Below are 12340 nucleotides of genomic sequence, written 5' to 3' on the forward strand. Positions count from 1 at the left end.
ACGGCTTCCCAGCCGTGGCCCTTTTTGCATGCCGGAGCCGATTGACAGTTCCAATCTTTTGAGAGTTACTCTCATTTCATGGACACTCTCACTCCGGACCCCCGTCGCTGGTGGGCCCTGGCCGCCCTCGTCGCGAGCATGCTGACGCTCGGCTTCGACCTGACGATCCTCAACGTGGCGCTGCCGACGATGGCCGCCGACCTCGACGCCGGCACCGGCGCCCAGCAGTGGATGGCGGACGCCTACGTCGTCGTCTTCGCCGCCCTGATGCTCCCCGCGGGCCTGCTCGGCGACCGGTTCGGCAGGCGCCGGATGCTGATCACCGGACTCGGGATCTTCCTCGCCGGCTCCCTGATCGGCGCCCTGGCCGGCGACGTGAACGCGGTGATCGCCGCCCGCGCGGTGATGGGCGTCGGCGGCGCCCTCGTCACCCCGCTCGCGCTGTCCGTCCTGCCCACGCTGTTCGCCCCCGACGAGCGCACCAAGGCCGTCGGCATCGTCTCCGCCGCCTCCGCGCTCGGCCTGCCGCTGGGCCCGATCATCGGCGGCTGGCTGCTGAACCACTTCTGGTGGGGCTCGGTCTTCCTGGTCAACGTCCCGATGGCCGCGATCGGCATCGCCGCCTGCGTCTTCCTGCTCCCCGAGACCCGAGACCCCGCCTCCCCCAGGGTCGACGCCCTGTCCGCCGCGCTCACCGTCACCGGCCTCGGCGCCCTGGTCTACGCCATCATCGAAGCGCCCACCCGCGGCTGGGGCGCCCCCCTGGTCCTCGGCATGCTCGCGGCGTCCGTCCTGCTGATCGCCGCCCTGGTCGTGCGCGAACGCCGGGTCGAGCGCCCCATGCTCGACATGACCCTGCTCACCCACCGCGGCTTCCTGCTCAACACTATCGCCGCGACCCTGGTGAACTTCATCCTCTCCGGCCTGCTGTTCGTGCTCCCGCCCTTCCTCCAGGCCGTCCTCGGCCACGACGCCCTCGGCACCGGCGTCCGCCTGCTGCCGATGATGGGCGGACTGCTGCTCGCCTCCCGCCTCGCCCCGAAGGTCGTCGCCCGCTTCGGCGCCCGCGCCACGGTGAGCGCGGGCCTGGTGGTCCTGGCCTTCGCCGGGATCCTGGGCAGCCGTACGACCATCGACTCCGGCTACGGCTTCGTCGCACTGTGGCTCTCCCTGACCGGATTCGGCTTCGGCCTCTCCCTCATCCCCGCCATGAACGGCGGCCTGAGCGCCCTGCCCCGCGACCGCGCCGGCAGCGGCTCCGGACTCCTGATGACCATGCGCCAGGTCGGCGGCGCGATCGGCATCGCGCTGCTCGGCAGCCTGCTGGCCGCCGCCTTCCGGGACCACCTCGACGTCACCGGGCTGCCCGCCGCGGCCGCCCACACCGCGGGAGAGTCCGTGGTCGCGGCCCACATGGTCGCCCAGCACACCGGATCAGCCGATCTGCTGGCCTCCGCGAACAGCGCGTACGTCCACGGCATGGGCGTAGTCCTGCTGGTCTGCGGGATCGCGGCCCTCGTCGCCGCCCTGCTCGCCGCGGCCTTCCTGCCGGCCACACCCCGTCCCACCGAGACCTCCACGGCCCCGGACATGGCTGCCGAGGAGGCCGATGCCCGACAATGACTCCCATGACACCGGCACGCTCCTTCCCCCTCTCCGACAGCCCCCAACTGGGACTTCGCGAGCGGAAGAAGATCAAGACACGCACGGCGATCCGCGACGCGACCTACGCCCTCATCCGCGAACAGGGCTACGAAGCCACCACCGTCGAGCAGATCGCCGAGCGGGCCGAGGTGTCACCGTCCACGGTCTTCCGCTACTTCCCCACCAAGGAGGACATCGTCCTCACGGACGAGTACGACCCGATCCTGGTCCGGGAACTCCACGACCGGCCCGCCGACGAACCGTGGATGGAGTCGCTGCGGTACGTGCTGCGCAAGGCCGTCGAGGTCGGGATCGCGGAGGACCCGGAGGCCACCCGGATCCGCTCCCACCTCATGCTCCAGGTCCCCGCGGTGCGCGCCCGGATGCTGGAGAGCATGTCCGTCACCGGCCGCATGCTCGGCGAGGCCGTCGCCGAGCGCAGCGGCCGGCCCGGGGACAGCCTGGAGGTCCGGGTCTACACCATGTCCCTCATCGGCGGCCTCGCGGAGGTGTCCCTGTACTGGGCGGAGAACGACTTCCAGGACGACTTCGCCGACCTCTTCGAACGGGCCCTCACGGTCATCGAGCACGGCCTGCCCACGAAAAAACCCTGAGGTCACCGTCGTACCGCATGGCATCCTGACCGGGTGAGCGCACCGGAGATCCACATCCAATTCGCCCCCGAACTGGCCCTCTTCCTCCCGCACGGACGCCGGAGCGGAGCCACCCCGCTCACCACCGACGGGGTCTCCTCCCTCGGCCATGTCGTCGAGTCCACCGGCGTCCCGCTCACCGAGGTCGGCGCCCTGCGGGTGGGCGGCCGCGAGGTCCCGAGGTCCTACGTCCCCGCAGCGGGCGACGCGGTGGAGATCACGCCGGTCACCCGCCCCCAGCAGGTCCCCGGCGCCCCGCTGCGCTTCCTCCTCGACGTCCACCTCGGCACCCTCGCCCGCCGGCTCCGCCTGCTCGGCGTGGACACGGCGTACGAGTCCACGGACATCGGCGACCCCGCCCTCGCCACCCGCTCCGCGACCGAGAAGCGGGTCATGCTCAGCCGCGACCGGGGCCTGCTGCACCGCAGGGAACTCTGGGCCGGCGCCTACGTCTACAGCACCCGCCCCGACGACCAGCTCCACGACGTCCTGGACCGCTTCCGCCCCGAGCTGAAGCCGTGGTCCCGCTGCACGGCCTGCAACGGCCTGCTGAAGGAGGCCACCAAGGAGGAGGTCGCCGACCGCCTCAAGGGCGGGACCGAGCGGTCGTACGACGTCTTCGCCCAGTGCCAGGACTGCGGCAGGGCGTACTGGAAGGGCGCCCACCACGAACAGCTGGAGGCGATCGTGGAGCGCGCCCTGACCGAGTTCGGCGGCCCGGCGGACGCCTAACCGCCCAGCGCCACCCGCAACGCCTCCGCGTCCGTCGTCGGCGCGTCACACGTGAAGTGCCGGCAGACGTACGCGGTGGCCTCGCCGCCCACGAGGACCCGGTCGGCGAGCAGCGGGAGCTCACCGCTGTCCGGAGTCCCTACGGCGACCACGGCGCCCGGCGCGGCCCCCAGAAGTGCCGTACGGTGCAGGGTCCTTGTCGCCGGGTCGGTCAGGGAAGGTCCCACGACCGCGACCTCCCTGGGCCCGTCGAGGTTCGCCTCCGCCACCGCGAGCCCCCACCCGATGAACCGCGGCACCCGGGGCCCGAGCGCCTTGACCACCCCGAGGGCCTGCTCCGCGGCGGCGCGGTGCGGCTCGGACCCGGTCTGCGCGGCGTACGACAGCAACGCGCCCGCCGCGGCCGTCCACCCGGACGGCACCGCGTTGTCGGTCGGATCCTGCGGCCGCCGGATCAGCCGCTCGGCGTCGGCGGCGGTGTCGAAGAGCGCGCCGCCCTCCCCCGTGAACCGGCTCAGCACGTGGTCGAGCAGGAACCCGGCGAAGTCGAGCCAGACGCCCTCCCCGGTCACCGACGCGAGCGCGAGGAAGCCCTCGGCGACATCGGCGTAGTCCTCCAACACCCCGGCGTTGGCACCGACTTGACCGTCCTTGCTGGTACGGGACAGCCGGGCCTGCTCGTCCAGATGCAGCCGTACGAGAAGGTCGGCCGCCCCGAGCGCGGCGTCGACCAGGTCGGGGCGGTCGAAGTAGGCGCCGGTCTCGGCGAGCGCGGCGACGGCGAGACCGTTCCACGCTGCGACGACCTTGTCGTCCCGGCCGGGGGCGGGCCGCCGCGCCCGCGCGTCGAGGAGCCGCCGCCGGATCGACTCGACGGCCTCGGCGTCGAACACGGTGTCCTGCTGCGGGAGTTGCAGCACCGACTGCCCGTGCTCGAAGGTCCCCTCCTCGGTGACCCCGAAGTACCGCGCGGCAAGCTCGGCGTCCCGCTCCCCGAGCACCTCCCGCAACTGCTCCGGCGTCCACACGTAGTACGCGCCCTCGACGTGCCTGCCACTCCCGTCGTCACTGTCGGCATCCAGCGCGGAGGCGAAACCGCCCTGCTCGGTGCGCAGTTCACGGACCATGAAGTCGGCGGTGTCGAGAGCGACCTGCCGGGCCAGCTCGGAACCCGTGGCGCGCCACAGGTGGGCATAGACGCGGCACAGCAGGGCGTTGTCGTAGAGCATCTTCTCGAAGTGCGGCACGACCCAGTCGCGGTCGACGGAGTAGCGGGCGAAACCGCCGCCGAGCTGGTCGTGGATACCGCCGCGGGCCATGCGCTCACAGGTGTCCTGCGCCATCTGCAACGCGCCCTCGGCGCCGGTGCGGGCGTGGTGGCGCAGCAGGAACTCCACGACCATGGACGGCGGGAACTTCGGCGCCCCGCCGAACCCGCCGCGCTGCGCGTCGTACTCCCGCGTCAGCCCGAGCAGCGCCGCGGCGAGCTGCTCCTCACCGGGTGCCTGCGAGTCGCCGTAGGAGATCTCCCGCCCGGCGAGATCCCGCACGATCTTCCCGGCGACCTCGGCGACCTCGTCCCGCCGGTCGTTCCAGGCGGCCCGCACCCCCTCCAGCACCTGCCGGAAGGAGGGCATGCCCTGACGGGGCGAGGGCGGAAAGTAGGTACCGAAGTAGAACGGCTCGGCCTCGGGCGTGAGAAACACGGTCATCGGCCACCCACCCTGCCCGGTGGCAGCCTGCACGGCCTCCATGTAGACGGCGTCGACGTCGGGGCGCTCCTCGCGGTCGACCTTGATGTTGACGAAGTGCTCGTTCATGAAGGCGGCGACCGCTTCGTCCTCGAAGCTCTCCCGGGCGAGGACGTGGCACCAGTGACAGCTCGAATACCCGACGCTGAGCAGCACCGGTACGCCACGCTTGCGCGCCTCCTCGAAGGCCTCGGCCGACCAGGGCCACCAGTCGACGGGGTTGTCCGCGTGCTGGAGGAGGTAGGGGGACGTCTCATGAGCCAGTCGGTTCGGCATGTCCCCATCGTGCCCGACCACCACCTGAATCGCTCAACGCCAAACGGGCCGGACGCGCGAGAAGTCCCACGCGTGCTCCCCCTTCACTCCGGGGGTGGACGACGCAGTGGCGCAATGCCGACGCCACGATCCCCCGCTTCTCCTCAAGAGGGATCTCGTCGCTCTGCCAGCGCTGCCGGATGTTCTCGGACAGCAGTGCCCCTTGTCGCTGTTCGTCGAAAAGCAGCCGCTCAAGGGCTGCGTCCAGCAAGGGTCCGCTGATGCTGCACCGATCGCAGCTGTGACAGGCGTACACATAGGGGCTCTTTTTGCTCCGCCCCTTCTGGGCGCACATGGCACCTTCGCACACCATGCCGTCGACTCTCCGGGCTCCGCAGCGAAGGAATCCCGTGCCCAGGTGGCGGGGCTCCGGTCGGGGGCGGTCCGTACGTCTCGGGGCCCCACTGCCGCGGTGCAGGTACAGGCTGCCGGGCGAGAACGTGGCACAGACGGCCTGCCAGACCTCGGGGGTCACGATGGGCGCCCACTGGCCGAGCACCGGGACTCCCGTCTCTGGATCAAGCAGGAGTGCTCCCCTGTTCGCCCGATAGCCGCACACCCTGGGCGCGGTCATGATCTGCGTGACCGTCTGGCCGTTGGGTCTGCCGCCCCGGGTGCCGGTGACCCCGAGCTCGCACCAGCTGCGTGCGATGGCCCGAACCGGCTTCCCGGAGATCCGCTCGCCCACCGCCCGAGCGACGAGCTCCGCCTCCTCGGGGTGCAGCCTGACTCTGTCGTCCAGCCACCCGAAGGGCCGCGGCCCGCTGTGGGGCAGCCCCTCGACGGCGCGAGCCCAGTGCCAGTTCGTCAACCGTCGACTCCTGACACGGGTCTCGCTGACGGCCGCATCCAACGAACGCACCGCTCGACTCACCCCCTCCCGCGAGTACGGATCTCGAACACCTTCCTGGTCAAGGTGGATCCGGCCCGGCGAACCGGTCAGGGCAGCCAGATACCTGGCCAGATCCTCGACCCGGCGATAGAGCCGGTCGTCCGCCGCACAGACGACGCCCGCGATGGGCTGACCGCCGTCGGTGCACCCGCGCACCAGGGTCCGCGAGCAGACGCTCGAACCCGGGCCTCACCACGCCCTCCTTGGATGCGCTGCGGCCGTTGTCGCTGTACGAGGCGACCACCACGCAGCCGTGTCGGCGAGCGGTCCGTTCGTTGATCCGGAGCTGGAAGCGCACGCCGTGCCCGTCGCGCTGCCGGTCGTCCTCCGACGTCCGCGCGTAGGACAGGACCGGAATCAGCTCGCGCGAGTCACCCGCTTCCCAACGAGTCACGACATCCCCCATTCGCTCATCAGCACTACAGCCGTGAAAACGAGCGAATGATCCGAAGGTCACATCGGCCGAACCGGATGATCGCTGCCCCCTCGCGCTCGCGCCCGCCCCGAAGGACACTCATAGGCGAAGCCGTTGCCGCCGGAGGGGGAAGTGACATGCGGGACAGTCATCGGGCGGAAGCCGAGCGGCTGTTGGGGCGGGCCGTGGAGGAGGAGGTGCGGCGGTCGGGCGGGCGGGTCGACGGGGCCGTACTGCTGTCGCGGGCCCGTGGATCGCTGGACGCGATGGCGCAGTCGGCCGCGGAGGAGTACGAGGCGTACACCCGGGCGCTGGACGAGGCGCAGGCCGGGCAGCTCACCTTCGGGCAGCGGTACGCGAAGGAGGCGTCCGGAACTCCCCTGCTGGTGGCGGCGGTTGCCGCGGTCGCGGCAGCCGTCGCCGACCTCGCGCTAGGCACCGACACGGGCACCGCGCTGGGCGCGGGCGTGGTCGTGGGGGTCGTGGGCGCGGCGGCGACGGTGGTGAAGGTGGCCGGCTCGCATCTGCCGGCCGCGCACCACCGGGCGGGTGCGCTCGGCCAGCCCGGCGGCCCCGAGCAGTTGCGGCTCCAGTGGCTGACCGCGTTGGAGGTGCGGGGCATCCGGCCCTTCCTCGACCAGCAGCGGGTGCTGAACGCGTCCACCGGCCCGAAGAAGGCGGGCGGTCCGCGGCTGCGCGGCACCGACAAGAGCGCGGCGGCCCGCGGGCGGAGTGTGCTGGAGCAGTCGTTCGGGCAACTCCCGGAGCCGGTCGGGGAGTTCGCGGACCGTCGGGTGGAGATGGGGCGTATCCGGCAGTGGGTGCAGGCCTCGCGTGCCACCACCGAGACCCGGCCGACGGTGGTCGTGCTGCACGGACCGCCCGGCAGCGGCCGTACGGCACTCGCGGTCCGCGCGGCGCACGACCTCAAGGACTACTTCCGCGGCGCGTGTGTCGTGGACCTGCGCGGCGACAGCCAGGGAGAGTCCCCGCTGTCCACCCGGGACGCGCTGCTGCACCTGCTGAACCGGCTCGGCGCGCCGCGCGAACAGCTGCTGTTCCGTGAGCGTTCCTCGCCGGACCAGCAGGTCAAGCGGTTGAGCGAGCTGTACCACCAGCATCTGACCGGCCTGCCGGTGACGATCGTGCTGGACGACGCCTCGGACCCCGAGCAGGTCCGGGTCCTGGTCCCGGAGCGTTCCGACAGCCTGGTCCTGGTCACCGCGCGCGGGCCGCTCGGCCTGCCGGGCGACCTCGCCGCCCAGGTGCACGAACTGCCGGTGGACGCCCTGGACGCGGCGGGCGCCGAGGAGCTCCTGGACGCGGCGGCGCAGTCGGCCACCGGCCCGTACGACGCCCAATCGGCGGATCTCATCCGGGAGTTGTGCGGCGGCCTGCCGTTGGCGCTGCGCATCGCGGGCTCGTCCCTCGGTCCCCGTTCGCCCCGCCAACTGGCCACGGATCTCAGCGCGTACGGCCCGGTGGAACCGATCGAGCGCGTCCTGTGGCTGCGCTACACCGACCAGTCGGAGCCGGCCCGCCGGCTTCTGCGTCGGCTCGCGCTCGCGGGCCGGGCCTCGCTCGGTGCCGCCGCGGCGGCCGCGCTGCTGGCCACCGACGAGACGGAGGCGACCCGGCATCTGGTCGCGCTGGCCCGCGCGGGCCTGATCGACAACGTCCGCGGCAGCCGTTACCGCGTCCACGACGTGGTGCGCGCCTTCGCCCAGGCCAGGCTCCTGGACGAGGAGGAGCCGGCCGAGCGCACGGCCGCGCAGGAACGCCTGATCGTCAACTACGCCGATCTCGCCGACTCCGTGCTGCGGCTGGTGGACGGCAACATGTCGACCCGCTCGGACCGTTTCAGCCCGCACGGTTTCACCTCCCTCGACGAGGCGCTGCGCTGGCTGGACGACGAGTCGAGTTTCATCACGGCGGCGCTGCGGCACGCGGAGGGCGTGAACCAGGGGGCGGTCCTGAACCTCCTGGGCGCGCTGTGCGACTACTGCCTGCTGCGCGGCGACCTCTACCGGCTGGGCGAGATCAGCGAGTTGGCGCAGGCGGTGGACCAGGGGCTGCTGGTCCGCTCGGTGCAGTGGCGCACCGGTATCGCCGCCCGTCAGCTGGGCGAACTGGACAAGGCCCGCACCACGCTGACCTCGGTGGTCGACCTCTACATGGACGCCCATCACGACGCGGGCGCGGCGCGCGCCCTGTGCTCCCTGGGCATCACGCTGCACCACCAGGGCAATCTGGCGGAGGCGGCCGCGAGACTCCAGGAGGCGCTGGCCCTCCAGTCGCCGCCCGAGCTGGCCACGGACCGGGCCTGGACGATGCACGCCCTGGCGGCCGTCGAACGCGACCGCGGCCGGGTGGCGGACTCCCTGGACCTGCTCACCCGCTCCCTGGTCCTGCACCGCGCGGGCGAGTCGGTGCACGGCGAGGCCTGGGCGCACTTCCAGCTCGGCCAGCTGAGCCTGCGGATGGGTGACATATCGCGCGCCGAGTCGGAACTGCGGACCGCGCTCGACCTGTACGGCCGTACTCGCGACGCCCGTGGCGAGGCGTGGGCGCTGACCCAGCTGGCCCGGGCCCGTCTGGTGGCCGGGGACCCGTCGGCGGCGGTGGACGGGCTGCGCCAGGCGGCCTCCCGCCATCGCGACAACGAGGACGCGCGGGGCGAGGCGTGGACGGTGTACTACCTGGGGCAGGCGCTGGAGGAGACGGGCAACCTGGACCTCGCGGTCCGCGAACTGGAACGCTCCCGCACGATGTTCTCCCGTATGCGGGACGTCTACGGCCTGGCCTGCGCCCGGCACCATTCGGCCCGCGTCACCCGTGACCAGCGCGCCGCGCAGACCGGCTCGCTGCGCAACTCCGGCTTCGCGCGCCAGCTCCTGGTCGACGCCCGGGCCGACTTCCAGCGCATCGGTGTCGCTCATGGCGAGGCCTGGACCTGCCTGGAACTCGCGGTGGTCGACGCGGGCAACGGCCGTACGCCTCAGGCCCTCGCCCTGTGCGAGGAGGCGACGGCCCTGTTCACCTCCTACGGCGACCGCCGCGGCGAGGACTGGGCCCGCTTCCTGCGCTGCACGTTGCTGCCGTACGCGGCGCCGGGCGGGGTGGAGGTGGGCTCGGCGGTGGCGGCGGAGGAACTCGCCGACCTCGCCCGCAACGGCCACACCACCCGCGACGGCAAGCTGGACGAGTACGTCGAGGCCTACACCCTGCTCCTGGAACGCGGCGTGAACCTGGAGGCAGGCTGGCAGGCCTGGCGCCTGGGCATGGTCCCGAACCGGCATGCGCGGGAGGTGATGGGGGTGACGGCGACGGCTCCGTCTCCGTGAGGGTTCGGCGGGGACGGCTCAGCCGTGGCGGGCCCTCTGCGCGCGGGCTACGGCATCCGCTGCCTGTCTGATTCGACGGCGCGGGTCCTCGGACACCGGCCGCTCGGCGTTCGGTGGCCGCGTGCGGCCGTCGACGGGAGGGATTGTGCGTGACCCTCCCGCCGCGGTCGTGCGGTCAGCCCTTGCCGGGTGCGGGCTTGCCGGACGGGCCCTCGGTGGTGCTCCGGCCTGCCGTGCCCTGGGCGGCGGTCTCCTTCTCGGACGTGCCGTCGCCGACGGCGGCGTCGTCCGGGGTCTCCTTGAAGTCGACCTTGTTCATGTGCTTGCTCATGGACTTCATCAGGGCCCACACCGCCAAGGCCATCGCCGCGAAGACGATGAAGCCGAGGACGCCGGGGGTGACCTTGTCCTCGTCGACCTCCTGGGCGAAGGTCACGACGTGCGTCATTGCCAGGCTTGCGCTTGCGCTCATGTCAGGCATTGTCGCGGATGCCCGCAAAGAGGTCGTCCTCGGGGAGGGAGGTATCGACGAGGGACTTCGCGAGCTCGTACTCCTCCGTCGGCCAGACCTCCTTCTGGATCTCCAGCGGGACCTTGAACCAGCCGCCGTCGGGGTCGATCTGGGTGGCGTGCGCGATCAGGGCCTTGTCGCGGATCTCGTAGAACTCGGCGCACGGGATGTGCGTGGTCAGGGTGCGGTCGCGCATCGGCGAGTCGTCCCACCGCTTGAGCCAGTCCCCGTACGGCGACTCCATGCCCCGCTCGAGCAGCGCGTTGTGCAGCGCCTCGGTGCGGGGTCGGTTGAAGCCCTGGTTGTAGTACAGCTTCTGCGGCTGGTACGCCGGGCCGAACTCGGCCTCCGGGAACTTCTCGGTGTCCGCCGCGCCCTCGAACGCCACCATCGAGATCTTGTGGGTCATGATGTGGTCGGGGTGCGGGTAGCCGCCGTTCTCGTCGTAGGTGGTGATCACCTGGGGACGGAAGGCGCGGATCTGCTTCACCAGCTCGCCGGCCGCCTTGTCGACGTCCTCCAGCGCGAAGCAGCCCTCGGGCAGCGGCGGCAGCGGGTCGCCCTCGGGCAGGCCGGAGTCGACGAAGCCGAGCCACTCCTGCTTGACGCCGAGGATCTCGCGGGCCTCGTCCATCTCCTTCTTGCGTACCTCGTGGATGTGCTCCTCGATGTACTTGTCGCCCTGGAGCTTCGGGTTGAGGATGGAGCCGCGCTCCCCGCCCGTGCAGGTCACGACCAGCACGTCCACCCCCTCGGACACGTACTTCGCCATGGTGGCCGCGCCCTTGCTCGACTCGTCGTCGGGGTGGGCGTGCACGGCCATCAGTCGCAGCTGGTCAGTCAAGACTCAATCCTCGTAAGTCGGCGCCCCCGGTGTCTTCGGGTGCGAACGGCGGCTTCTATAGTGACCGAATCGGGGGGCTTTTCATTCCACGGTCTTGGTTTACCAGGAGACGATCATGAGTACGGCGAGCACTCAGCTGCCCGAGGGCCGCTACGGCCGTTCCTCGGACGAGCGTGCCGACCACAGGCTCAGGATCGCCGGTGCCGTGCTCGGCACCCTCCTGCTCGTGCTGATCGGTTACTTCGCCTATCACTACGTGGGCCAGAACAAGATCAGCGGCGAGGTGATCGCCTTCGACGCGAAGAAGTCCGCGGTCGAGGTGCATCTGGAGGTCCGCAAGGACTCCGGCACCTCCGGCTACTGCACGGTCCGCTCCCAGGCGGCGGACGGCTCCGAGGTGGGCCGGGCCGACTTCCGCTTCGGCGGCGACGCCACCCGCATCGACAAGCTCGTCACCCTCCGTACGACGGCCCCCGGGACCACGGCCGAGCTGCTGGGCTGTCACGCCGACTGACGTCACCACCCGCCCCACCACCGGCGTCACCCTCGGCCGGGAGCCGCTGAGCTGCGCCGACGTATTTCTGATGGCTTATGTCCTCCCCCTTCGGCTCCTGAATTGTTAGGCTCGTGGTTTCGCCCTTCCGTGAAGGAACATTCTTCTGGGTAGGGCGATGCTTTGTATTCCCAGTACCTACGAGGAGCACCTGTGACCCAGACCAGCGAAGACGTCACCTGGCTTACGCAGGAGGCGTACACCAAGCTCAAGGAAGAGCTGGCGTACCTGTCTGGTCCCGCGCGCGAGGAAGTCACCGCGAAGATCGCGGCCGCGCGCGAGGAGGGCGACCTGCGCGAGAACGGCGGGTACCACGCGGCCAAGGAAGAGCAGGGCAAGCAGGAGCTCCGCATCCGCCAGCTGACCCAGCTCCTGGAGAAGGCCAAGGTCGGCGAGGCTCCGGCGTCCGCGGACGGCACCGTGGCACCCGGCATGGTCGTGACCATCGCCTTCGACGGTGACGAGGACGACACCATGACCTTCCTGCTCGCCTCCCGCGAGTACGCGAGCGCGGACGTCGAGACCTACTCACCGCAGTCCCCGCTCGGCTCCGGCGTGATCGGCCACAAGGTCGGTGAGGACGCGGAGTACGAACTGCCGAACGGCAAGAAGGCCTCCGTCACCATCCTCAAGGCCGAGCCCTACAGCGGCTGACCCGGCCGCCTACCCGCCCTTGACCGGTCCCC

Annotated in this window: 10 protein-coding genes; 6 read left to right on the forward strand and 4 right to left on the reverse strand. The window is 71.2% G+C overall.

Going from position 1 to position 12340, the window contains the following annotated elements; genetic code table 11:
• Positions 1–78: 78 nt before the first annotated feature.
• The 3 genes from OHN19_RS15370 to OHN19_RS15380 are packed head-to-tail and all read left to right on the forward strand — an operon-like array spanning position 79 to position 3029.
• Positions 79–1623: a DHA2 family efflux MFS transporter permease subunit gene (locus OHN19_RS15370; RefSeq protein ID WP_330264737.1), complete on the forward strand. Its 1545-nt coding sequence runs from the start codon at positions 79–81 to the stop codon at positions 1621–1623.
• A gap of 5 nt (positions 1624–1628) precedes the next feature.
• Positions 1629–2258 (forward strand): TetR/AcrR family transcriptional regulator, encoded by a 630-nt coding sequence (locus OHN19_RS15375; RefSeq protein WP_330264738.1) that lies wholly within the window; start codon positions 1629–1631, stop codon positions 2256–2258.
• Between the two features lie 33 nt (positions 2259–2291).
• Positions 2292–3029, forward strand: coding sequence for a Mut7-C RNAse domain-containing protein (locus tag OHN19_RS15380; protein ID WP_330264739.1), 738 nt, complete (start codon positions 2292–2294; stop codon positions 3027–3029).
• On the opposite strand, the gene OHN19_RS15385 is transcribed toward OHN19_RS15380, so the two are convergent.
• Complete coding sequence (locus tag OHN19_RS15385) at positions 3026–5056, reverse strand: thioredoxin domain-containing protein (RefSeq protein ID WP_330264740.1); 2031 nt, start codon at positions 5054–5056, stop codon at positions 3026–3028. The genes OHN19_RS15380 and OHN19_RS15385 overlap by 4 nt on opposite strands.
• Positions 5034–6143 carry a recombinase family protein gene (locus OHN19_RS43925; protein WP_419249522.1) on the reverse strand — a complete coding sequence of 370 codons (1110 nt, stop codon included), beginning with the start codon at positions 6141–6143 and terminating at the stop codon, positions 5034–5036. Before OHN19_RS43925 ends, OHN19_RS15385 begins: the two co-directional genes overlap by 23 nt.
• A 396-nt stretch (positions 6144–6539) precedes the next feature.
• On the opposite strand from OHN19_RS43925, the gene OHN19_RS15390 reads away from it, so the two are divergent.
• Positions 6540–9746 carry a tetratricopeptide repeat protein gene (locus OHN19_RS15390; protein WP_330264741.1) on the forward strand — a complete coding sequence of 1069 codons (3207 nt, stop codon included), beginning with the start codon at positions 6540–6542 and terminating at the stop codon, positions 9744–9746.
• A gap of 175 nt (positions 9747–9921) precedes the next feature.
• Here OHN19_RS15390 and OHN19_RS15395 read toward each other — a convergent pair whose 3' ends face one another.
• Positions 9922–10227, reverse strand: coding sequence for a hypothetical protein (locus OHN19_RS15395; RefSeq protein ID WP_330264742.1), 306 nt, complete (start codon positions 10225–10227; stop codon positions 9922–9924).
• Positions 10220–11080, reverse strand: a complete 861-nt coding sequence (mca, locus tag OHN19_RS15400; protein ID WP_330269621.1) for a mycothiol conjugate amidase Mca — start codon at positions 11078–11080, stop codon at positions 10220–10222. The genes OHN19_RS15395 and mca overlap by 8 nt, the downstream gene beginning before the upstream one ends.
• A 136-nt stretch (positions 11081–11216) precedes the next feature.
• Here mca and OHN19_RS15405 point away from each other — a divergent pair, with 136 nt between their 5' ends.
• Positions 11217–11615 (forward strand): DUF4307 domain-containing protein, encoded by a 399-nt coding sequence (locus tag OHN19_RS15405; RefSeq protein ID WP_330264743.1) that lies wholly within the window; start codon positions 11217–11219, stop codon positions 11613–11615.
• A 192-nt stretch (positions 11616–11807) separates the two neighbouring features.
• Positions 11808–12308, forward strand: a complete 501-nt coding sequence (gene greA, locus OHN19_RS15410; protein WP_330264744.1) for a transcription elongation factor GreA — start codon at positions 11808–11810, stop codon at positions 12306–12308.
• The last annotated feature ends 32 nt before the right edge of the window (positions 12309–12340 follow it).

Source organism: Streptomyces griseorubiginosus (assembly GCF_036345115.1).
Taxonomy (GTDB): domain Bacteria; phylum Actinomycetota; class Actinomycetes; order Streptomycetales; family Streptomycetaceae; genus Streptomyces; species Streptomyces griseorubiginosus_C.

Coding starts and splice junctions, on each gene's coding strand:
- OHN19_RS15385 (WP_330264740.1), bottom strand. CDS start 5,056: ATGCCGAACCGACTGGCTCATGAGACGTCCCCCTACCTCCTCCAGCAC.
- OHN19_RS15375 (WP_330264738.1), top strand. CDS start 1,629: ATGACACCGGCACGCTCCTTCCCCCTCTCCGACAGCCCCCAACTGGGA.
- OHN19_RS15395 (WP_330264742.1), bottom strand. CDS start 10,227: ATGCCTGACATGAGCGCAAGCGCAAGCCTGGCAATGACGCACGTCGTG.
- OHN19_RS15370 (WP_330264737.1), top strand. CDS start 79: ATGGACACTCTCACTCCGGACCCCCGTCGCTGGTGGGCCCTGGCCGCC.
- OHN19_RS15390 (WP_330264741.1), top strand. CDS start 6,540: ATGCGGGACAGTCATCGGGCGGAAGCCGAGCGGCTGTTGGGGCGGGCC.
- mca (WP_330269621.1), bottom strand. CDS start 11,080: ATGGCCGTGCACGCCCACCCCGACGACGAGTCGAGCAAGGGCGCGGCC.
- OHN19_RS15405 (WP_330264743.1), top strand. CDS start 11,217: ATGAGTACGGCGAGCACTCAGCTGCCCGAGGGCCGCTACGGCCGTTCC.